Consider the following 20,358-nt stretch of genomic DNA (forward strand, 5'->3'; position numbering starts at 1 on the left):
CCACCCTATATGCAGGAAGCCCGGAAATGCTGGGGTTGCAGCCTTCTCATCATTTTGCGAGAAGGCTGTGGAAAGGACTTTTTCATGCTCACACGCACGGATATCGAGACAAATATGCTGCCCGTTCCCGGCTCGCCGCCTGTTCGCTGGCGAATCTCGGAAGGTCTCGTGCCTTACGAACTGGCAATAGAAGAGATGGAACGCGAAGTTGCCGCCATAGCCAATGGCGAGGCCGACGAACTCGTGTGGCTTCTGGAGCACCCGCCACTCTACACGGCAGGCACCAGCGCCGATGTTGCCGACCTCATCGAGCCGGAGCGTTTTCCTGTCTTCGCCACCGGTCGCGGTGGCGAATATACCTATCACGGGCCGGGACAGCGCGTCGTTTACGTCATGCTCGACCTGAAACGCCGGCGCCAGGATGTCCGCGCCTATGTTGCCGCGCTGGAGAATGTCATCATCCGCACGCTCGACAAGATGAATGTCCGTGGCGAACGGCGCGAAGACCGGGTTGGTGTCTGGGTCAGGCGTCCGGAAAAACCTCTGCTTCCCGATGGCGGCATGGCCGAGGACAAGATCGCCGCGCTCGGCATCCGGTTGCGCAAATGGGTGAGCTTTCACGGGCTGTCGATCAATGTCGATCCCGACCTCGCGCATTTTTCCGGCATCGTTCCCTGCGGCATCAGCGCCTATGGCGTGACCAGCCTTGTCGATCTTGGATTGCCGGTTATGATCGGCGATGTCGATGTTCTGCTGCGAGAAGCCTTTGAGGAGGTCTTTGGCCCGGCAGTGCCCGAAGCCGGCTCCGGCGGCTGAAACCCGCCGCAACTTTTTTATCGCCTGCCAGTGCATGCAATATCGATCACCACAAGAGGAGGAACGACCATGTTCACAACGTCAGCCTACGCCTGCGATGACGGTTCTTCGCCGATGAAGCTCGCGACCATCAAGCGTCGCGATCCCGGCCCGCGCGATGTCGAAATCGAAATCGAGTTCTGTGGCGTCTGCCACTCCGATATCCATACGGCCCGCAGCGAATGGCCGGGTTCTCTCTACCCCTGCGTCCCCGGCCACGAAATCATCGGCCGCGTCGGTCGGGTGGGCGCGCAGGTCACGAAATTCAAGGCGGGTGACCGCGTCGGCGTCGGCTGTATCGTCGACAGCTGCCGTGAATGCGCAAGCTGCGCCGAGGGGCTGGAGCAATATTGCGAAAACGGCATGACCGGCACCTACAACTCGCCTGACAAGGCCATGGGCGGCGGCGCACATACGCTTGGTGGTTATTCCGCCCATGTGGTCGTCGATGATCGCTATGTGCTGCGGATCCCCGAAGGGCTCGATCCAGCAGCCGCAGCACCCCTGCTCTGCGCCGGCATAACCACCTATTCGCCGCTGAGGCACTGGAATGCAGGTCCCGGCAAGCGCATCGGCGTCGTCGGTCTCGGTGGCCTCGGCCATATGGCAGTCAAGATCGCCAATGCCATGGGCGCTACGGTCGTGATGATCACCACCTCCCCCGGCAAGGCAGAAGACGCGAAAAAGCTCGGTGCCCATGAGGTGATCGTTTCACGCGATGCCGACCAGATGAAGAAAGCGGCTTCCAGCCTCGATCTTATCATCGACGCGGTTGCCGCCGACCACGACATCAACGCCTATCTTGCGTTGCTGAAGCGGGATGGCGCACTGGTGCAGGTCGGAGCGCCTGAGAAGCCGCTATCGGTGCACGCATTCAGCCTCATCCCCGGCCGCAAGACCTTCGCCGGCTCGATGATTGGCGGCATTCCCGAAACCCAGGAAATGCTGGATTTCTGCGCCGAAAAAGGCATCGCCGCCGAAATCGAGATGATCAATATCGATCAGATCAATGAGGCTTATGAACGCATGATAAAAAGCGATGTGCGTTATCGCTTCGTCATTGATATGAAGAGCCTGCCACGCCAGAAGGCCGCCTGACCTCGTCGAGGGGGAGCGCCCTCTGGCGCTCCTGTTTCCTCGTCGGACCTTTTGGTTGAAAGCGCAGCCCTACCCATGACCAGCCAGACCGGTTTGAACGATGTCGCCAAGGGCATGATGATCATGGCGGGCTGCATGTTCGTGCTGCCCGTCATGGATGCCATCGCCAAATACATGGCGGTGAGCGGCGGAATGTCACCGGCGCAGGTCACTTTCTACCGCTTCTTTTTCCAGCTTCTGTGCACCCTGCCCCTGCTGCTGCTGGTCTCACCCAAAGCGCTGTTCAGCGCCAGACGACCGTGGATGAACTGCCTGCGCGGCGTGCTGCATGCCAGTGCCAGCCTGATGTTCTTCGCCGCCGTCAAATACATGCCACTCGCCGATGTCTTTGCCATCTATTTCGTCGAGCCATTCATGCTGACGATGATGTCGGCCCTTTTCCTCGGCGACAGGGTCGGCTGGAAACGCTGGACAGCGATTGCGGTGGGTTTCGGCGGCGCTCTGATCGTCATTCAGCCGAGTTTTGAGATTTTCGGCTGGACATCGCTCCTGCCGGTCGCCTGCGCATTTCTCTACACGCTCTACCTGTTCCTTAACCGCGCTATCGGCGATGCCGACAGTCCGCTTGTCATGCAGACCATGTCCGGCATTGCCGGCACGGTGTTCATGGCGGCAGCCCTTCTGGCCGGCGACGCCTACGGTGACAAGGATTTCGCGATCTCGCTTCCGCAATCCGGCTTCACCCTCAGCCTACTCATCGTGTTAGGGTCGATATCCGGCTATATGCATCTCCTGATCGTCAGGGCCTTCAGGCTGGCGCCGCTGTCGCTTCTGGCACCATTCCAGTATTTCGAGATCATCTCGGCGACGGTTCTCGGTTATGCGCTGTTTTCGGATTTTCCGACGCCATCGAAATGGCTCGGCATCCTCATCATCGTTGCATCCGGCCTTTTCATCATCTGGCGCGAGCGTGTGCAGACGGAAGCGAACCCGCCGCTCGACGGACAATGACACCCAGAACGCTTTTATGCGCCCGAGGGCTGCGGTCCTTCGTCGTGATGGTCCTGCGCCTCCACAAGGCTACCGAGCAGCCACAGCGAAACCTCGGCGGCCTCTCCGGCGGATTTGAAGCGGTATGAGCCGCTATATTTCGGCGTATCGAAAAACGTAACGACGAAACCGTCACCGCTTTCAAGACTCTCGACCCTTATCCGCTCGGGATCGATCATCAGGCACACATAATGGGATCCCATATTGCGCATGAAGCCGGCCTTGTTGTCGTGCAGCCGCACGAAGGCTGCGCCGCCATCCACCGTCATATGCAGGCTTCTGATCGCCTCGGTGGGAAACGCGCGGGCAAAATCCATGATCGCCTGCCCCACATCGTGGTTATTGTCCTCATCCGTTGCCCGTGTCATGCGCCAGGCATAAACAGCGAAGACCGCAAGCAGCACGAAAACGATTATCCAGACCGCCATATTCATGCGGGAAGGCTCCCTCAGCACCGAAACATCGCGATTCGCGAATCGAAACGATGCGAACCCGGCTCAAGCTCTTAAACACCGAGGCTTGCGTGAAGTGTGGCTCTCCGGCCTCGACGCGAAAATTGCTCCGATCTGTCTGCGCGATGTGCAGGTCGAGCAATCAGAAACGCTTGAGGAAAGACGCCTTTGCCAGCAGCCATTGCCGGCGAAGCTGCGACAGTTGCACTTCGCCTTCAAACACGCCCGCTCCCGCCTTTCTGGCAGCGGCGATGACCGGGCCGGACAAGGCAACGGGAAGATAGGCCGCAAAGACATTCCGGGACATCTTGGCGCGTCTCGCCTTCTCGATGTGATCAAGCGCGTGCGTTGCAAAAATCTCGATGGCGATGCCGATGCGTTGTTTGTCGTCGCCTTCCAGAAACGTCTCGCGATCAAGCCCGGCAGCCGCGAGCATATCGGCGGGGATATAGACCTGCCCACGACGACGGTGCAGCGGCATCAGCATTAGAATGCCGGCCATGGCCTGCGCAACCCCCGCATGTCCCGCAGCTTCCGCACTTGCTGGAGTGTCTTCCGACGAAAGCACAAGGCTCGCCAGCTGGATCAGTGCCGAGGCGGTCTCCCCCGCATAGCCTTCGAGCGCGTTACGATCCACGAACAGATCGTCATAAAGATCGAAGATGCGCGCCTCGATCATATTGGCAAGAACCGGTCGCGGCAGGCGATGTTGCTCGATCGCCAACGAAAGAGCGGCAGCAACGGGGTGAGACTGGCTGTCCCCATGCGCATTGCCATCAAGGAGATCGCGCCACCATTGCATACGAACTTCGCCAGGCAGCGCCTCGCGCACGGAATCGCGGATTCGGGCAATTTCGGCATTGAAGGCGTAAAGCGCGGCAAGCGCTGCGCGCTTGTCGGCCGGAGACAGAAGGCACGCGAGATAGCGGTCGCGATCGGTGTCGCGCAGCGTCGCGAGGCAGACGTCTAGATTCTCTGTGGGTGCCATGTTTCCCCGCGCGAAACGTCCTGTCAGCCTTCGACGGCAATCAGCGCCGCAGCCACGGCGCGCGATTCCGAAAGCATGATATTATAGGTGCGAACGGCAGCACCCGTGCTCATCGGATCGACCGAAATGCCCGCTTGCCTGAAGGCTTCGCGCAATTCCTTCGGCAAGACCCGCATGCCATCACCCGTGCCGATCAAAAGCACTTCGATATCCTGCGCATCAGCCAGAACCTTGTCGAAATGCTCAAGCCTCAATTCTTTCACATCAACCGGGCTCCAGCCGTGAATGCCGGAAGGCAACAACAGGAGAGAGCCGCGGTGCGACATGTCGGCGAAACGGAAACCGCCATTGCCATAGGCATCGATGGGCGCCCGGCCGGGAAAATGGGCCGGGCGTATTTCAATCCCGCCGGCCATCAGACGGCAGGCTTGCCGCCGATGGCATTGCCGGACTTCTCATCCTTCTCGTCTTCCGCATCCTTGCTCTCGGGACGCAGCTTGAAGGCGATCAGCACCGGAGCCGCGATATAGACCGAGGAGAACACGCCGATACCGACGCCGAACAACATGGCGAAGGTGAAGGAACGAATGACCTCGCCACCGAACAGATACAGTGCCAGCAGTGCCAGAAGCACGGTCAAACCGGTAAGGATCGTGCGCGAAAGGGTCTGGTTCAGCGAGACGTCGATGATCATCGAAAGTGGCATCTTCTTGTATCGCCGGAGGTTTTCACGGACACGGTCGTAGATGACCACCGTATCGTTCAGCGAATAACCGATGATCGTCAGGATCGCCGCGATACTGGTCAGGTTGAACTCTATACCCAGGAAGACGAACAGGCCGATGGTGAAGACCACGTCGTGCACCATCGAGATGACCGCACCCAGTGCAAACTGCCACTCGAAGCGAACCCAGATGTAGATCATGATCGCCGCCATGGCGAGCACAACGCCGATCGTGGAGGTCACGGTCAGGTCACCGGACACGGCCGGACCAACGACTTCCACGCGACGGAAATCATACTTGTCCTGCAACTCGCCGCGCACCAGGGTGATTGCCGACTGCTCGGCATTTTCGCCGCCGTCCTGCGCCTGAATGCGGATGAGAACGTCCTGCGGCGTGCCGAAATTCTGTGCCTGGATTTCACCGAGGTTCAGCTGGTTCAGACGCTCGCGAATATCTGCAAGATCGGCCTCACCCTGCTTGGCGCGCACTTCGATAACCGAGCCGCCCTGGAAATCGATGCCGAGGTTCAGGCCCTTGGCGATGAAGCCGCCGACGCAGGCGAGCATGATCACACCGGTGATCATGAAAACCACACGGCGATAACGCATGAACGGAATGTCGCGACCGTCGAACATGGCGGTGCGTACACCCTTCGGCAGATGTTTCGGACGGCTGCGGCGAACCCAGTAGCCAAACATCCAGGCCGTCAGCGTATAGGCCGTGAAGACAGTGGTGATGATACCGACCGCAAGCGTGACGGCAAAGCCCTTGACCGGACCCGTGCCCATGTAGAACAGCACGCTTGCAACGATCAGCGTCGTCAGGTTGGCGTCGATAATGGTCGCAAAGGCGCGTGTGAAACCATTATCCAGTGACTGGATCAGCGGTTTTCCGCTCTTCACCTCTTCGCGTATTCGCTCGTAGATCAGAACGTTGGAGTCCACCGCCATACCGATCGTCAAGACGATACCCGCAATACCGGGCAAGGTGAGCGTAGATCCGATCACACTGAGGACGGCGATCAGCATGACCACGTTGACGATGAGAGCGATGTTCGCAAGCAGGCCGAAGAAGCCATAAAAGACGAACATGAAGATGAGGACGCCGACGGCGCCGATGGCGCTTGCCGTGAGGCCGGCGGTGATGGAGTCGTTACCAAGGCTCGGACCGACGGTGCGTTCCTCAACCACGGTCAGCGTGGCCGGAAGTGCGCCCGCACGCAACAAGACTGCAAGGTCGTTGGCGCCCTGAACCGAGAAACTACCGGAAATCTGTCCCGAACCGCCGATGATCGGCTCACGGATGACAGGTGCAGAAATGACCTGATTGTCGAGCACGATGGCGAAAGGCTTGCCGACATTCTGCTGCGTCGCCTGCGCAAAGCGCTGCGCACCGCGGCTGTCGAAACGGAAGGTGACGACGGGTTCATTGGTCTGCTGGTTGAAGCTTGCCTGCGCATCGACGAGGTTGTCGCCGGAAACGAGCGCGCGGCGTTCCACCAGATAGGGAACCGGCGGATCGTCCTGCGAATAAAGAACCTCTGAGGTCGCAGGCGGACGGCCATTCATCGCTTCCTGCACCGGCATGGTGGTGTCGACCATGCGGAAGGACAGCTTTGCCGTCTGGTTGAGAAGCGATTTCAGGCGCTGCGGATCCTGGAGGCCCGGCACCTGTACGATGATGCGGTCGGAACCCTGACGCTGGATGAGAGGTTCGGTGGTGCCGACTTCGTCAACGCGGCGGCGCACGACTTCGATGGACTGCGATACGGCCGAGGACAGGCGATAATCCACGCCTTCATCGGTCAGGTTGAGCCGCAGCAGATTGTCGCCGCCGTCGTTCATCGTCACTTCTGTGATGGAACCGCCGACTAGCGTTCCGGCGGACACAGGCTGCGTCAGGTCGCGAAGCGCGGTTTTCGCCGCTTCATATTGAGCGGGATCGCTGATGCGAACCTGGATCTGCTGGCCGTTGCCCGTAAGCCCCGAATAGCGGATGTTGGCGTCGCGAAGCTGCGTGCGCACGTCACCCACGATCGTTTCAAGCCGTTCCTTGACGATGTCGGAACGCTCGATCTTGAGCATGATGTGCGAGCCGCCCTGAAGGTCGAGACCGAGCGTTACCTTGTTGTCCTTGTACCAGGCAGGCATGCCCTCCAGCTGTTTGTCCGAAAACAGGTTGGGAGATGCGATGAAGACGCTTGCCAGCACAAGCAACCAGATAAAGACTGTTTTCCAACGGGAAAAATGAAGCATTTCGATCTCGGTCAGGGTTGGGGTTGCGCGATGCGCAACCCGTCAAATTCGGAAGCGGGCGTTCAATTATCCGGCAGGATCAGGAAGCGGCTTCCGTCTTGACCACTTCGCCCTTCACGCGCACTTCGGCAATGTAAGCACGAGCGGCACGGATTTTCACGCCTTCGGCGATTTCGACTTCGAGTTCATTGTCGTCGATGACCTTGGTCACCTTGCCAACGATGCCGCCACCAAGAACGACCTGATCGCCACGGCGAATATTGGTCAACGTTTCCTGACGCTTCTTCATCTGCGCGCGCTGCGGGCGAATGAGGAAAAAGTACCAGACCACCATAAGCGGTGCAAACAGGAAAAGCATCTCAAGGCCGGAACCGAATGCAGACGCGCCGCCCGCCGTGTCCTGGGCAAAAGCTTGACTAATGAACATATAAAACTCCTCAACGATTACAGCACGACCTCGTATGCCGCCCCAGCTTTCAAGCCGCCGGAATATAGTGGGGAACGCCGGGAATGCAACAGATGCAGAAGCCACGCCGTACCGATTCCGGACCTCTTAACCTTTATGGGCCTGAAACGCCATGCTAGGCCGGGTTGAAAACATCGTTATGAACATCGGATAAGCGGAAGAAACACCATGATTCGAGAAGAGACGGCCACCCTGCTTCTTGCCGAACTGCGCCGGCTTAACGTCGCCATGGAACGGTTGGCAGGCCCGGCACCTGCCGTGAACGACTGGAATGCGGCGGATTGCTTTGTCTGGACGCCGGTCAATTCCTTTCTGCAGCCGGTCTCGCGTCCGAACCGCATTGTGCTGAAACTCATTCGCGGCGTCGATCATGTGCGCGATATCCTGCACGAGAACACACTGCGTTTTGCTGATGGTTTTCCCGCCAACAACGTGCTGCTCTGGGGCGCACGCGGCATGGGCAAATCCTCGCTGGTGAAGGCCGTTCACGAAGATGTGCGCGCCGCGAGCGGCGTTCCGTTGAAGCTGGTCGAGGTGCATCGCGAAGATATCCACACCCTGCCCGCCTTGCTGGATATATTGAAAGCTTCCGGCGAACGCGTCATCGTCTTCTGCGACGACCTCTCCTTCGATCACGACGACACGGCCTACAAGTCGCTGAAGGCAGCACTCGATGGCGGCATAGAGGGGCGTCCGGACAATGTGCTGTTCTATGCCACGTCCAACCGCCGTCATCTTCTGCCGCGCCACATGATGGAGAACGAGCAATCGACCGCCATCAACCCTTCGGAAGCTGTTGAGGAAAAGGTCTCGCTCTCGGACCGCTTCGGCCTGTGGCTCGGCTTCCACAAATGCGGCCAGGAAGACTATCTTACGATGATTGACAGCTATGCCGAACATTTCGATCTCGGCCTTGATCGCGAAACCCTGCATCACGAGGCGCTGGAATGGGCGACCACGCGCGGCGGCCGCTCCGGTCGCGTCGCCTGGCAATATATTCAGGATGCCGCCGGGCGCCTGAGAAAATCGATCGACAGATAACGCCACCGTGACATCTGGCGAGAGCCGGTGTCGTTGCGGCTATAGGCGTTGTCGTATTCCCGACCGCCACATCGCCCGTCAAATGGTTTGCTGCACATATCCGGCATAATGCCGGGTATCTGCGGCGGGCGGTGATCAAGAGGCAGGCGACGTTTGTCCAGACGCGCCGATTGTCCTTCTTTCCATCCCTTCGCCGATTGAGATTCCACGCGAGCCGCATACGGGTTCGCGCATGAGTTTTGACGATATCCTGTCCGCGGAGGAGCGGGCCGGTATTGGTGTTCAACCCAAGGAGGAGATGGATATGAGCAAAAACAGAGGCGTCGTCTATTTGCGCCCCGGCCAGGTCGAGGTCCGCGACATCGATGATCCGAAGCTAGAGGCGCCGGATGGCCGCCGTATCGAGCACGGTGTCATTCTCAAGGTTATTTCCACGAATATCTGCGGTTCGGACCAGCATATGGTGCGCGGCCGCACCTCGGCGATGCCCGGCCTCGTCCTTGGCCATGAGATCACCGGCGAAGTCATTGAAAAAGGCGTCGACGTCGAGATGCTTGATATCGGCGATATCGTCTCGGTGCCGTTCAACGTCGCCTGCGGTCGCTGCCGCTGCTGCAAGTCGCAGGATACCGGCGTGTGCCTGACGGTGAACCCCGCCCGTGCCGGCGGCGCCTACGGTTATGTCGATATGGGCGGCTGGATCGGCGGACAGGCCAGATACGTGACCATTCCCTATGCCGACTTCAACCTTCTGAAATTTCCCGACCGCGACAGGGCAATGTCCAAGATCCGCGACCTCACCATGCTCTCGGACATCCTGCCGACCGGCTTTCATGGCGCGGTCAAGGCCGGCGTCGGTGTCGGCTCCACGGTCTATGTCGCGGGCGCCGGTCCGGTCGGTCTGGCGGCTGCCGCGTCTGCCCGTATTCTCGGTGCCGCCGTCGTCATGATCGGTGATTTCAACAAGGATCGCCTTGCGCACGCCGCAAAGGTCGGCTTCGAGCCCGTCGATCTTTCCAAGGGCGACCGGCTGGGCGACATGATTGCCGAGATCGTCGGCACCAACGAGGTCGACAGCGCCATCGATGCCGTCGGTTTCGAAGCGCGTGGCCATTCGGGTGGCGAACAGCCGGCCATCGTTCTCAACCAGATGATGGAAATCACCCGTGCCGCCGGCTCGATCGGCATTCCCGGTCTTTACGTCACCGAAGATCCAGGTGCGGTCGATGCCGCAGCAAAACAGGGCAGCCTGTCTCTCCGCTTCGGCCTCGGTTGGGCTAAGGCACAATCTTTCCATACCGGCCAGACGCCGGTGCTGAAATACAATCGCCAGCTCATGCAGTCGATCCTGCACGACCGCCTGCCCATTGCCGACATCGTCAACGCCAAGATCATCGCACTCGACGACGCCGTACAGGGATATGAAAGCTTCGACCAGGGTGCCGCAACCAAGTTCGTGCTCGATCCGCACGGTGATCTGCTGAAGTCAGCCTGATAACTGCGGCTTAAGACCCGCGAGATGGGAAACGCCCGCGATAGAATATTGTCGCGGGCGTTTTTGCCCGCATCCACATTGTCACCATCAGGTGAAATCATGGATCAACTTCAAGCATCGCCTCCAGCTCGGAGGTGGCCAATGGTGAGAGATAGGGTCGAAACAGGCTGGACACCTGCCGAAGTCCCCAGTTCAGTTGCTGCGGCCCGAATTCGGTGACCCCTTCCTGAAGGTTGAGATAAGCCGCCCAATAGGTCGAGACGATCCAGAGATTTGTAAGCAGCGCCGCCCGCTCGGTTTCTGGAATCTCTGCAAGCCCTGCCCTCTCCATCCGGCTGACGATATCATCAACGGCAAGTCGCATTGCCGCGCTTATGCCGCGAACCGGCTCCACCAGCGCAGGCGCGGAGGAAAGAAGGCCGACAAAATCACGAAACAGGAAGCGGTAGTTCCACACCAGCGAAAACCAGAGCCGCAGAAAGCCAGCATATGTCGATGCGGCAACTTCGTCCTCTTCGTCAATCTTTGCGACAACCGCCAGTGCGTCGGTCTCGAACAGGGCAAACAGCGCCAGCACCAATGCCTCCTTGGTGCGGAAATGATAATAAAGATTACCCTCGTTGATATTCACTGCCCTTGCGATCTCGGCTGTGGTTACGTGATCAGGCCCCCTCTCGTTAAATAGTTGGAGTGCGGCAGCGATTATTCTCTGTCGTGTGGGGAAAGGACGCCCCGTCGATCGTCCGGCCTCGCTTCTCTTCATTGATATCGGACCCCGCTATTGAAACCTAAGGTGCACACCTTAAATGAATAAAATAAGGTACACACCTTAACAAATAAATTTGAGTGTTCAACGCGAATAAAGGACCTGTCCATGCCCGGAACCGACCTTCGCACCCCGCTCCCGGACACATCCGCTGCGGCACCCGTATCGAAATTCGCCACAGCACGTTTGGCCCTCTCACTCATCCGCAATCCGCTGAACGCATTGCCACCGGAGATTTTCAACGAACCGGCGGTGTTTATCCGTGTCGGCGGTACGATGCGCGTCCATCTTGCCGATCCTGTCCTTATTCATGAGGCCCTCGTCAAGAACGCCCATCTGCTCGGCAAGGGTGAGGACGTGCGCCGCGCGCTTGGCCCCGCTCTCGGACAGGGCCTTCTGACCGCCGATGGCGATCACTGGAAATGGCAACGGCAATCGGTTGCCGCCGCCTTCCGGCACGAAAAACTGCTGGAACTGCTGCCTGTCATGATCGAGGCGGCGGAGCGAACCGGCAGGCGCTGGCGCGCATCTCCTTTCGGTGACATCGATATCGGCTATGAAATGATGCGGACCACCTTCGACATCATCGTTGAGACCATGATGTCCGGCGGCCACGGGATCGATATCGGGCGCGTGGAGCAAAGCATCACCGATTATCTGAAACCGACAGGCTGGACCTTCGCGCTCGCCATGCTGGGCGCACCGGAATGGCTCCCTCACCCCGGTCGGCGCAAGGCCCGGGCCGCTGTCGGTTATCTGCGCTCCAGCCTATCGACGGTGATTGCGGACCGGCGGCAGAACCCTGTCGAGAGAAACGATCTGGTGTCCATGCTACTTCAGGCGAAGGACCCCGAGACGGGACGCATGATGAGCGACAAGGAAATCATCGACAATCTGCTCACCTTCATCACCGCCGGTCACGAAACGACCGCGCTCGGTCTGGCATGGACGTTCAATCTGCTGTCGCAACACAGCGACGTGGAGCGGAAAGTCGTCGAGGAAATCGCAGCCGTCACGGGTGGAAATCCCGTCGCCGCCGAGCACATCGCCCAACTGACCTATACCAGACAGGTATTTTCCGAGGCGATGCGGCTTTACCCACCTGCCCCGGTGGTTACCCGCACGGCGTTGCAGGATTTCAAGCTCGGCGACCATGATATTCCTGCCGGAACCGTTCTTTATGTGCCGATCTACGCTGTCCACCGGCACACGGCGCTGTGGGACGAACCGGAACGTTTCGACCCTTCCCGCTTCGAGCCGGAAAAGACCAAGGCGCGTCACCGTTACGCCTATATGCCATTCGGTGCAGGTCCGCGTGTCTGCATCGGCAACGCATTTGCGATGATGGAGGCCGTGTCGATCCTGGCGGTGCTGTTGCAGAACGTCCATCTCGAAAACAGATCGGCAAGTCCGGCGGAGCCACTGATGAGGGTGACGTTGCGGCCGCAAAGCCGCTTGATGATGCGTATCACCGACCGCAAAAACAAATCGCCCGCGGCGTGAACCACCGCGGGCGACTATTAATCCGGGAAAACACCCGTCACCGGGCAGTGACGATCAAAGATCGACGTCGAGGATTGCCATGGAGAAGTTGTACGAGCGGTCGCCGTCCTCGTCGTCGATGTAGACAACGCCAAGGAACTCTTCGCCAAGATACACTTCGGCGGAATCGTCCTTACGGGGACGCGCCTTCACAACCATCTTTTCATTGAAGGTGCGCTTGAAATAGGCGTCGAGTTTTTTGATTTCGTCGGCTTTCACCACTATTCTCCTGTGCGGTTCGGGTTGCGCCGCTTTTGGCATGGGACAAAGGCGAAAGTAAAGTGAAAGCGGCACATCGCCAATGTCTTTCACAGGCCATGTCGTTCACGCGGAGCCTTCCACACGGACGATTGAGAAAATATCGGACCCGTCAGATATCGGCTCCGATGACCTGATCCATCAGGCGCGAGGGTTCGGAACACCCTGCCTCTCCCACCACCCGCGCCGGCACACCGGCAACGGTGGTCTTCGGCGGGACCGGCTTCAGCACCACAGAACCGGCGGCGATGCGCGAGCAACTGCCGATCTCGATATTACCGAGGATTTTCGCGCCCGCTCCGATCATCACGCCATTGGCGATCTTCGGATGACGGTCCGCCCCCTCCTTGCCGGTGCCGCCAAGCGTCACGCCATGCAGGATGGAAACGTTGTCGCCGATAACCGCCGTCTCGCCGACCACAAGCCCGGTGGCATGATCGAGGAAGATACCCTTGCCGATGCGTGCTGCCGGATTGATATCCGTCTGGAAAATGCTGGACGAGCGGCTTTGCAGATAAAGCGCAAGATCCCTGCGGCCCTTTTGCAGCAGCCAATGGGCAAGGCGATGCGTCTGGATGGCCTGAAACCCCTTGAAATAAAGGAGCGGCTCCATGAAGCGCGTGCAGGCCGGATCGCGATCGTAAACCGCCTGGATATCGACGCGCAGCACGCTGCCCCATTCGGGCCAGTCATCCAGCATGTCCTGAAAGGTCTGGCGCAGAAGAACGGCCTGCATATCGGGATGATCGAGGAGTTCACAGATGCGATAAATCACGCATTCTTCCAGAGACCGGTGATTGAGGATTGTCGAATAAAGGAAAGCCGAAAGCAGCGGGTCCTGCGCCACTGCGCTTCGCGCTTCATGCAGCAGGCTGCCCCAGATCGGATCGACGATCGCCAGCTGTTCCGGCTGACGGGCCTCGGTACGTGCGACCATGAATGGTCTCCTCGTTTGCAGTAGTCGTTCTTTATACAGAAAAAGACGTGCATAAGAAATGGGATTCGAATGACGACTTTAAAGGCGGCAAGGCTTCAGTTTTTCTTCATGCAGCATGAAAAACCGTTTCTTGCCGCCACCCATCAAAGGCTGCGGTAAAATTCCAGAACCGCCGCCTTGAACACCCGGTCGCCAACGGCCAGCATGTGGTCACGGCCGGGAATGTCGATAGCGCGCGCATGCGGCATGATCGCCGCAAGTTCGGCACCCGATCCGGCGATATCGTCGTTGGTTCCGACCGCGATCAGCGTCGGTGCATCGATCTTTGCGGCCTGTTCGCGGCTGACGAGGACACGCGACGTCTCGATACAGGCGGCGAGTGCCAGCCGGTCGCTTTTCGTCTGGTCGGCAAAGGCGCGGAACATGCGGCCGCGCTCATGCTTGACGACATCGAGCGAGGGGGCCAGCAGCGCTTCAGCGATCGGATCCCAGTCGCCCACACCTTCCACCATGCCGATGCCAAGTCCGCCGAAAACCAGTGAGCGGACACGCTCCGGATGTGCCATCGCCAGAAAGGCCGAAATGCGTGCGCCCATGGAATAGCCCATCACATGAGCCTCCGCGATGCCGAGATGATTAAGCAGCGCCACCGCATCGCCGGCCATGACGGGCGGATAATAGGCTTGCGGATCATGCGGCTTGTCGCTTGCGCCATGGCCGCGATTGTCGATGGCAATCACCCGGTAACCGGCGTCACCAAGCGTTTTCAGCCAGCCTGGATGCACCCAGTTGACGTTGGCGCTGGAGGCAAAGCCGTGAATCAACAGAACCGGATCGCCCGCCGGATCACCTTCATCGAAATAGGCAAGGCGAAGGCCGTCATGGGAAAAATCGGAAAATTGCGGCATGTTGAGATTCATCAAGGACATCCTTTTTGCCGGACCATATGGCAGGAAATCGAAATTTTGAACATGTTTTCCTGACGATTTTTATGGAGATGCAATGCGTTTGAGGCTACATATCCGCAGCAATAAGCCCATGCTCGATGACGACCTGCGGCTTAACCACGATATTGCATTTGGAGACGAACATGGCCGGGCATTCCATTCCCCACTTCCAGAACGATGGCGGACACAGCGTGATCGAGATCGGCGTCAAGGAATTCATGTGCACCGGCGCTTCGGTGCCTTTCGATCATCCCCACATCTTCATCGACATGGGCGACGACAACGAGAAGGTCTGTTCCTATTGCTCCACCCTTTACCGCTACAATCCGTCGCTGAAGGCCGAGCAGACCAATCCTCCAGGCTGCGTCTTCCATGTGAAGGCCGCCTGACCTTCCACCTTTCCTGATCGGGGCGCGACATGCCCATCAAATCCGTAGCCATCGTCGGTGCCGGCATCGCCGGTCTCACCGCAGCGCTTTCTTTTGCCCGCCAGGGCGTCAGCTCTGACATCGTTGAACAGGCCGGCGAACTGACGGAAGTCGGTGCGGGCCTGCAAGTATCGCCCAATGCCGCCCGCATCCTTGCCGAACTCGGCGTGATGACTGAGGTAGAGGCGCGTTGGACCGAGCCGGTCAGTGTCGATCTGGCCGATGGCAAATCGCTTGCCACGTTGCTGTCCTTACCCGTGGGTGCGACGGCCCGCACACGCTGGGGCGCACCTTACGGCGTGCTGCATCGCTCGACGTTGCAAAACGCGCTTCTCAATGCGGTAACGCGCAATCCGCTCTGCCGCCTGCATCTTGGCAAACGTATCGAAAACGCGACGACAGACGTCATCGCTGCAACCACGTTCCGCGATCACGACCTGATCGTCGGCGCAGACGGTGTCTGGTCCGCGGCCCGTTTCGCTGTCCCCTCCGCCCCCACTGCCACCTTCTCCGGCAATATTGCCTGGCGCTTCACGGTCGCGGCAAAAGATGTGCCATCAGCCATCAACAAAAGCGCCGTCACCGCCTATCTCGGTTCGGGTGGCCATATCGTCGCCTACCCGCTGAAGGAAGTCGGCGGCTTCAACATTGTGGCCATCGCACTCGGCGCCGATCCCGGCGCAACATGGCGGGCGGAATCGAGCGGCCAACAGAAAGCCATGCTGCTTGCGCAGTTTCGCGGGTGGAGCCCGGATATCGTTCGGCTGCTGGCATCGTCGGAAAATCCGACCTTCTGGCCACTTTATCAGGCCGGTCCCGGACGCTGGCACAATGGTCGCGATACGGTGCTGATCGGCGACGCTGCCCACGCGATGATGCCCTTTGCCGCACAGGGGGCGGCGATGGCCATCGAGGATGCATTTGAACTGGCGGGCACATTGACCGGAACATCCCTGCCCGTAACACAGGCCCTTGCCGCCTTCGAAGCCCTGCGTCTGCCGCGCATAGAAAAGGCCCGCAAGCGGGCCTCTCTCAATCGTTTCGCCTATCACGCCACAGGCCCGGTTCGGCTTGCCCGGAACTTCGTCTTTTCGACACGTCCGAGGGAAGCCTTCCTGAAGGACTTCGACTGGCTATACGGCTACCGCGCCAAAGGCTGAGGTCAAACCCCGGCTGCCGCCGCAAACCCGGCCTCGAGATCCTTCTTGAGGTCGGCGATATCTTCAAGCCCTATCTGCAGACGGATGACCGGACCTTCCGACGGGCCTTTGGCAATCGTCCTGTCGACAAGCGACACCGACACGGCAAGCGATTCGTATCCACCCCAGGAATAGCCGAGCCCGAAGAAGGTCAGCGCATTCAGGAATGCCGCCGCAGTCTGCTTGTATTTGCCCTCTTCGGCCTTCAGCACGAAGGAAAATACGCCGCTCGCGCCCTTGAAATCGCGCTTCCAGAGTTCATGCCCGGCAAAGCTCGGCAGGGCCGGATGCAGAACGCTCACGACGTCGTCGCGGCTTTCCAGCCAGGTGGCGATGTCGAGGGCGCTTTTCTGGTGGTGCGCAAGTCGAATGCCCATGGAGCGCATGCCGCGCAGTATCTGATAGGCGTCATCAGGCGTCACGCAGATGCCAAGATTGGTGTTCGCCTGATAAAGCGTCTTCCAGTGCTTTTCATTGGCGGAAACAAAGCCCATCAGGACATCGGAATGACCTGACGGATATTTGGTGGCGGCATGGATGGAAACATCGACACCGAAATCAAGCGGCTTGAAATAAAGCGGTGTCGCCCAGGTATTGTCCATCGTCACGACGCAATCGTGCCTATGGGCAATCTCGGTGATCAGCCGAACGTCCTGAATCTCGAAGGTATTGGAACCCGGCGCTTCAAGATGCACCAGCTTGGTATTCGGGCGGATCAGCGCTTCGATACCCGTCCCGATCGCCGGGTCGTAATACTCCACCTCCACACCAAGCTTCTTCAGCATCGTGTTGCAAAAGCGGCGTGTGGGAAAATAAACCGAATCGACGATCAGCGCATGATCGCCGGCGCCAAGATAGGCGAGGAACGGCACGGTGATCGCCGCAAGGCCCGATGGCACGAGAATGGTTCCGAAAGAACCCTCCAGCTCATTGACGAGATTGCATAGCGCATCGGTCGTCGGCGTGCCGTGGGTGCCATAGGTGTATTTCTGGTTTTCGGTCGAAAGCGTCTCGGCATCGGGGAAAAGCACGGTAGAACCGCGCACGATGGGCGGATTGACGAAACCGAAACAGTCGGCGGGATCGTTGCCGCCATGGGTCAGGCGCGTATTCATACCTGCGGTGGAAAGCAGGTCATTGGTCTTGGTCATTTCAGATCAGCTTTCGAAGGGATATTGACGCGAGCGACAATGCGGAGAGCCGGAGGCAAGGTCAAGTCCCGCAGAACATTCGTAGATGAGAGGATTGATCCACCCGTCAACAGCATACAAGAAGTATACAAAATTCGTGCAAGTGTATTTTTCCGCAAAAATATGCTTATATTTTCACCCTTTGCACACTTCCCGACCAAAATTTGGAAAATTCCGTTTTATAGGCACAATTATTGTCAGCATGTCTTGACCCCGCTGCCAATTACGATTGTGATAGAAAAAGCGGATCGAAAAGATCTGCTGAAGGGGGGAGCTGGGGCAAAAACAATATGCCGGTCCTCTTCCGATTGACGATAACAAACAAAGGTTGGGAAAAATGAAAAAGGCAATTCTGTCGGCCGTTATCGGCGCAGCAGTTTTGGGAGGAGCCTCGGTCGCTTCGGCTGCGACGCTTCAGGACGTGAAGTCGAAAGGTTTCGTCACCTGCGGCGTGAGCGCTGGCATTCCGGGATTTTCCAATCCCGATGACAAGGGCGAATGGTCCGGCATCGACGTGGACTATTGCCGCGGTATTGCCACTGCGGTTTTCGGCGATCCTACAAAGGCTAAATTTGTCGCTCTTTCGAGCAAGGACCGTTTTCCGGCTCTCCAGTCTGGCGAGGTCGACGTTCTGACCCGTAACACCACCTGGACGATCAGCCGCGACACATCGCTCGGCTTCAACTTCCGTACCGTCAACTATTATGACGGCCAGGGCTTCATCGCCAAGAAGGGCCTCAACGTGAAGTCCGCGCTTGAGCTTTCCGGCGCCGCCGTCTGCGTTCAGACCGGCACGACCACCGAGCTCAACCTTGCCGACTACTTCAAGACCAACAACCTGCAGTACAACCCGGTTGTTTTCGAAAAGGAATCCGATGCGACTTCGGCTTATGATTCCGGCCGTTGCGACGTTTACACCACCGACCAGTCCGGTCTGTACGCTATCCGTCTCAAGCTGAAGAACCCCGATGACAACATCGTTCTGCCTGAAGTGATCTCCAAGGAGCCGCTTGGACCGGCCGTTCGCCAGGGCGACGACCAGTGGTTCGACATCGTCACGTGGGTTCACTACGCGATGGTCAACGCCGAAGAGCTGGGCATCACGTCGAAAAACGTCGACGAGCAGAAGAACAGCGCCAACCCTGATATCAAGCGTCTGCTTGGCACTGAAGAAGGCACCAAGATCGGTACCGATCTCGGCGTGACGAACGACTGGGCCTACAACATCGTCAAGAAGGTCGGCAACTACGGCGAAGTCTTCGACCGTAACGTTGGCGCCGGCTCGCCGCTGAAGATCGAGCGTGGCCAGAACGCGCTTTGGACCAAGGGCGGCCTGCAATACGCACCGCCGGTTCGTTGATCGGCACTATCGTTGGCTAAGGACTGAAGGGAGGCTGGGCAATGCCCGGCCTCCACTTGAAATTATAGAATAAGCTCGCAAAGAGCATATAAAAGGGAAAGGTGCCTATGGCAGGCAACGCGGTCAGTTCGCAACGATCGCGCGCGCAAAGCGCGTCGTCACTCATTTACGATCCACGCATACGCGGAATTTTTTATCAGGTTCTGACAGTCGTCATCCTGACCGCCTTCGTCTGGATCATCGTGACGAATACGATCACAAATCTTCAACGGTCAAACATTTCGTCCGGCTTCGGCTTCCTCAATGGAAGAGCCGGCTTCGATATCGGCCAGTCGCTGATCGCTTACACCAGCGATGCGACCTATGGCCGGGCATTGCTCGTTGGTATTCTCAACACAATTCAGGTCGCATTTTTCGGCATCATCGCCGCGTCGATCATCGGTTTCATCGTCGGTATCGCCCGGCTGTCCAACAACTGGCTGATCTCGAAGCTGGCGCAGGCCTATGTGGAAATCTTCCGCAACATCCCGCCCCTGCTCGTCATCTTCTTCTGGTACAAGGGCGTCATCTCCGTTCTGCCGCAGGCCCGCGATTCGCTGCAGCTTCCACTTGGGACCTACCTCAACAATCGCGGCTTCTTCTTTCCAAAGCCTCTCTGGGGCGAAGGGACGTGGCTGATACCGCTCGCTTTTGTGGTCGCCATCGTCATCAGCGTGTTCATTTATCGCTGGGCGAAGGCCAGGCAGGAAAGAACCGGCGAGCAGTTCCGCACCGGCATCACCGCAACACTTCTCATCATCGGCCTTCCGGCTGCGACATTCCTCGCGCTCGGCTCACCCCTGACATTCGATTACCCGATTGCCGGGCGGTTCAACCTTGCGGGCGGTTCGGTCGTCGCACCTGAATTCATGTCGCTGTTTCTGGCGCTCTCCTTCTACACCGCTTCCTTTATCGCCGAGATCGTTCGCGGCGGCATCAAGGCCGTGGCAAAAGGGCAGACCGAGGCAGCGGAGGCATTGGGGCTTCGCGCCAGCACGACGACACGTCTGATTGTCGTTCCTCAGGCGATGCGCATCATCATCCCGCCACTGACAAGCCAGTATCTCAACCTGACCAAGAACTCATCGCTTGCGGTCGCGGTCGGTTTCGCCGACATCGTCTCCGTTGGCGGCACGATTCTGAACCAGACGGGACAGGCGGTCGAAGTTGTCGCTATCTGGCTCGTTCTCTATCTCTCGCTGTCCATTCTCACGGCCGTGGTCATGAACTGGTTGAACGCGAAAATGGCCCTGGTGGAGAGATAATA

At 58.7% G+C, this 20,358-nt stretch carries 20 protein-coding genes; 10 read left to right on the top strand and 10 right to left on the bottom strand.

The features are described 5' to 3' along the window. Positions 1–84 precede the first annotated feature (84 nt). The 3 genes from lipB (at position 85) to G6L97_RS06030 (ending at position 2,964) form a co-directional block, all read left to right on the top strand. Positions 85–816: a lipoyl(octanoyl) transferase LipB gene (gene lipB / locus G6L97_RS06020; RefSeq protein WP_038491058.1), complete on the top strand. Its 732-nt coding sequence runs from the start codon at positions 85–87 to the stop codon at positions 814–816. A 69-nt stretch (positions 817–885) separates the two neighbouring features. Then, a complete protein-coding gene (locus G6L97_RS06025; protein ID WP_003515339.1) occupies positions 886–1,953 on the top strand; it encodes an NAD(P)-dependent alcohol dehydrogenase in 1,068 nt (355 codons plus the stop codon). Between the two features lie 75 nt (positions 1,954–2,028). Next, positions 2,029–2,964: a DMT family transporter gene (locus G6L97_RS06030; protein WP_162633743.1), complete on the top strand. Its 936-nt coding sequence runs from the start codon at positions 2,029–2,031 to the stop codon at positions 2,962–2,964. Positions 2,965–2,978: 14 nt separating this feature from the next. Here the strand turns inward: G6L97_RS06030 and G6L97_RS06035 are convergent, their stop codons facing one another. The 5 genes from G6L97_RS06035 to yajC all read right to left on the bottom strand — a co-directional run bounded on the left by G6L97_RS06035 (position 2,979) and on the right by yajC (position 7,850). Then, positions 2,979–3,437 (bottom strand): hypothetical protein, encoded by a 459-nt coding sequence (locus G6L97_RS06035; protein ID WP_003515343.1) that lies wholly within the window; start codon positions 3,435–3,437, stop codon positions 2,979–2,981. A gap of 160 nt (positions 3,438–3,597) precedes the next feature. Next, positions 3,598–4,443, bottom strand: coding sequence for a phytoene/squalene synthase family protein (locus G6L97_RS06040; RefSeq protein ID WP_111783040.1), 846 nt, complete (start codon positions 4,441–4,443; stop codon positions 3,598–3,600). A gap of 23 nt (positions 4,444–4,466) precedes the next feature. After that, entirely contained in the window at positions 4,467–4,859 is a 393-nt protein-coding gene (locus G6L97_RS06045) for an Mth938-like domain-containing protein (RefSeq protein WP_111783039.1), read from the bottom strand. Further along, complete coding sequence (gene secDF / locus G6L97_RS06050; protein ID WP_111783038.1) at positions 4,859–7,423, bottom strand: protein translocase subunit SecDF; 2,565 nt, start codon at positions 7,421–7,423, stop codon at positions 4,859–4,861. Before secDF ends, G6L97_RS06045 begins: the two co-directional genes overlap by 1 nt. Positions 7,424–7,502: 79 nt before the next feature. Further along, positions 7,503–7,850, bottom strand: coding sequence for a preprotein translocase subunit YajC (yajC, locus tag G6L97_RS06055; RefSeq protein ID WP_003515350.1), 348 nt, complete (start codon positions 7,848–7,850; stop codon positions 7,503–7,505). A gap of 207 nt (positions 7,851–8,057) precedes the next feature. On the opposite strand from yajC, the gene G6L97_RS06060 reads away from it, so the two are divergent. Together G6L97_RS06060 and fdhA are read left to right on the top strand one after the other, a co-directional pair. Beyond that, complete coding sequence (locus G6L97_RS06060; protein ID WP_111783037.1) at positions 8,058–8,930, top strand: ATP-binding protein; 873 nt, start codon at positions 8,058–8,060, stop codon at positions 8,928–8,930. A gap of 304 nt (positions 8,931–9,234) precedes the next feature. Then, the gene (fdhA, locus tag G6L97_RS06065; protein WP_025593503.1) at positions 9,235–10,425 is read left to right on the top strand and encodes a formaldehyde dehydrogenase, glutathione-independent; all 1,191 of its coding nucleotides are present in this window, start codon (positions 9,235–9,237) and stop codon (positions 10,423–10,425) included. A gap of 97 nt (positions 10,426–10,522) precedes the next feature. Here the strand turns inward: fdhA and G6L97_RS06070 are convergent, their stop codons facing one another. Next, positions 10,523–11,188 carry a TetR/AcrR family transcriptional regulator gene (locus tag G6L97_RS06070; RefSeq protein WP_111783036.1) on the bottom strand — a complete coding sequence of 222 codons (666 nt, stop codon included), beginning with the start codon at positions 11,186–11,188 and terminating at the stop codon, positions 10,523–10,525. Positions 11,189–11,299: 111 nt separating this feature from the next. On the opposite strand from G6L97_RS06070, the gene G6L97_RS06075 reads away from it, so the two are divergent. Further along, on the top strand, positions 11,300–12,694 hold the full coding sequence (locus G6L97_RS06075) for a cytochrome P450 (protein WP_111783035.1): 1,395 nt from the start codon (positions 11,300–11,302) through the stop codon (positions 12,692–12,694). Between the two features lie 54 nt (positions 12,695–12,748). Here the strand turns inward: G6L97_RS06075 and G6L97_RS06080 are convergent, their stop codons facing one another. From G6L97_RS06080 to G6L97_RS06090, 3 genes are all read right to left on the bottom strand, one after another. Further along, on the bottom strand, positions 12,749–12,952 hold the full coding sequence (locus G6L97_RS06080; RefSeq protein WP_003515356.1) for a DUF3126 family protein: 204 nt from the start codon (positions 12,950–12,952) through the stop codon (positions 12,749–12,751). A gap of 151 nt (positions 12,953–13,103) precedes the next feature. After that, positions 13,104–13,928 carry a serine O-acetyltransferase gene (gene cysE, locus G6L97_RS06085; RefSeq protein ID WP_003515358.1) on the bottom strand — a complete coding sequence of 275 codons (825 nt, stop codon included), beginning with the start codon at positions 13,926–13,928 and terminating at the stop codon, positions 13,104–13,106. A 143-nt stretch (positions 13,929–14,071) separates the two neighbouring features. After that, a complete protein-coding gene (locus G6L97_RS06090; RefSeq protein WP_111783307.1) occupies positions 14,072–14,848 on the bottom strand; it encodes an alpha/beta fold hydrolase in 777 nt (258 codons plus the stop codon). A gap of 170 nt (positions 14,849–15,018) precedes the next feature. Between G6L97_RS06090 and G6L97_RS06095 the strand changes: the two genes are divergently transcribed. Next, positions 15,019–15,264, top strand: coding sequence for a zinc-finger domain-containing protein (locus G6L97_RS06095; protein ID WP_003495891.1), 246 nt, complete (start codon positions 15,019–15,021; stop codon positions 15,262–15,264). Between the two features lie 29 nt (positions 15,265–15,293). Continuing rightward, positions 15,294–16,463: an FAD-dependent monooxygenase gene (locus G6L97_RS06100; RefSeq protein WP_111783034.1), complete on the top strand. Its 1,170-nt coding sequence runs from the start codon at positions 15,294–15,296 to the stop codon at positions 16,461–16,463. A gap of 2 nt (positions 16,464–16,465) precedes the next feature. Here G6L97_RS06100 and G6L97_RS06105 read toward each other — a convergent pair whose 3' ends face one another. Beyond that, positions 16,466–17,653 (bottom strand): cystathionine beta-lyase, encoded by a 1,188-nt coding sequence (locus G6L97_RS06105; RefSeq protein WP_111783033.1) that lies wholly within the window; start codon positions 17,651–17,653, stop codon positions 16,466–16,468. A 376-nt stretch (positions 17,654–18,029) separates the two neighbouring features. Here G6L97_RS06105 and G6L97_RS06110 point away from each other — a divergent pair, with 376 nt between their 5' ends. Then, positions 18,030–19,052, top strand: a complete 1,023-nt coding sequence (locus tag G6L97_RS06110; RefSeq protein WP_003515366.1) for an amino acid ABC transporter substrate-binding protein — start codon at positions 18,030–18,032, stop codon at positions 19,050–19,052. 107 nt (positions 19,053–19,159) lie between these two features. Further along, positions 19,160–20,356 carry an amino acid ABC transporter permease gene (locus G6L97_RS06115; RefSeq protein WP_003515368.1) on the top strand — a complete coding sequence of 399 codons (1,197 nt, stop codon included), beginning with the start codon at positions 19,160–19,162 and terminating at the stop codon, positions 20,354–20,356. Positions 20,357–20,358 lie beyond the last annotated feature (2 nt).

This window comes from Agrobacterium tumefaciens (genome assembly GCF_013318015.2).
Taxonomy (GTDB): Bacteria; Pseudomonadota; Alphaproteobacteria; order Rhizobiales; family Rhizobiaceae; genus Agrobacterium; species Agrobacterium tumefaciens.

Bases quoted from the DNA above. Each gene is read 5' to 3' on its own strand.
- yajC (WP_003515350.1), bottom strand. From the start codon at position 7,850: ATGTTCATTAGTCAAGCTTTTGCCCAGGACACGGCGGGCGGCGCGTCT.
- G6L97_RS06115 (WP_003515368.1), top strand. From the start codon at position 19,160: ATGGCAGGCAACGCGGTCAGTTCGCAACGATCGCGCGCGCAAAGCGCG.
- G6L97_RS06100 (WP_111783034.1), top strand. From the start codon at position 15,294: ATGCCCATCAAATCCGTAGCCATCGTCGGTGCCGGCATCGCCGGTCTC.
- G6L97_RS06025 (WP_003515339.1), top strand. From the start codon at position 886: ATGTTCACAACGTCAGCCTACGCCTGCGATGACGGTTCTTCGCCGATG.
- G6L97_RS06090 (WP_111783307.1), bottom strand. From the start codon at position 14,848: ATGAATCTCAACATGCCGCAATTTTCCGATTTTTCCCATGACGGCCTT.
- G6L97_RS06030 (WP_162633743.1), top strand. From the start codon at position 2,029: ATGACCAGCCAGACCGGTTTGAACGATGTCGCCAAGGGCATGATGATC.
- G6L97_RS06035 (WP_003515343.1), bottom strand. From the start codon at position 3,437: ATGAATATGGCGGTCTGGATAATCGTTTTCGTGCTGCTTGCGGTCTTC.
- secDF (WP_111783038.1), bottom strand. From the start codon at position 7,423: ATGCTTCATTTTTCCCGTTGGAAAACAGTCTTTATCTGGTTGCTTGTG.
- G6L97_RS06040 (WP_111783040.1), bottom strand. From the start codon at position 4,443: ATGGCACCCACAGAGAATCTAGACGTCTGCCTCGCGACGCTGCGCGAC.
- G6L97_RS06075 (WP_111783035.1), top strand. From the start codon at position 11,300: ATGCCCGGAACCGACCTTCGCACCCCGCTCCCGGACACATCCGCTGCG.
- fdhA (WP_025593503.1), top strand. From the start codon at position 9,235: ATGAGCAAAAACAGAGGCGTCGTCTATTTGCGCCCCGGCCAGGTCGAG.
- G6L97_RS06110 (WP_003515366.1), top strand. From the start codon at position 18,030: ATGAAAAAGGCAATTCTGTCGGCCGTTATCGGCGCAGCAGTTTTGGGA.
- G6L97_RS06095 (WP_003495891.1), top strand. From the start codon at position 15,019: ATGGCCGGGCATTCCATTCCCCACTTCCAGAACGATGGCGGACACAGC.
- G6L97_RS06060 (WP_111783037.1), top strand. From the start codon at position 8,058: ATGATTCGAGAAGAGACGGCCACCCTGCTTCTTGCCGAACTGCGCCGG.
- G6L97_RS06045 (WP_111783039.1), bottom strand. From the start codon at position 4,859: ATGGCCGGCGGGATTGAAATACGCCCGGCCCATTTTCCCGGCCGGGCG.
- lipB (WP_038491058.1), top strand. From the start codon at position 85: ATGCTCACACGCACGGATATCGAGACAAATATGCTGCCCGTTCCCGGC.
- G6L97_RS06070 (WP_111783036.1), bottom strand. From the start codon at position 11,188: ATGAAGAGAAGCGAGGCCGGACGATCGACGGGGCGTCCTTTCCCCACA.
- G6L97_RS06105 (WP_111783033.1), bottom strand. From the start codon at position 17,653: ATGACCAAGACCAATGACCTGCTTTCCACCGCAGGTATGAATACGCGC.
- cysE (WP_003515358.1), bottom strand. From the start codon at position 13,928: ATGGTCGCACGTACCGAGGCCCGTCAGCCGGAACAGCTGGCGATCGTC.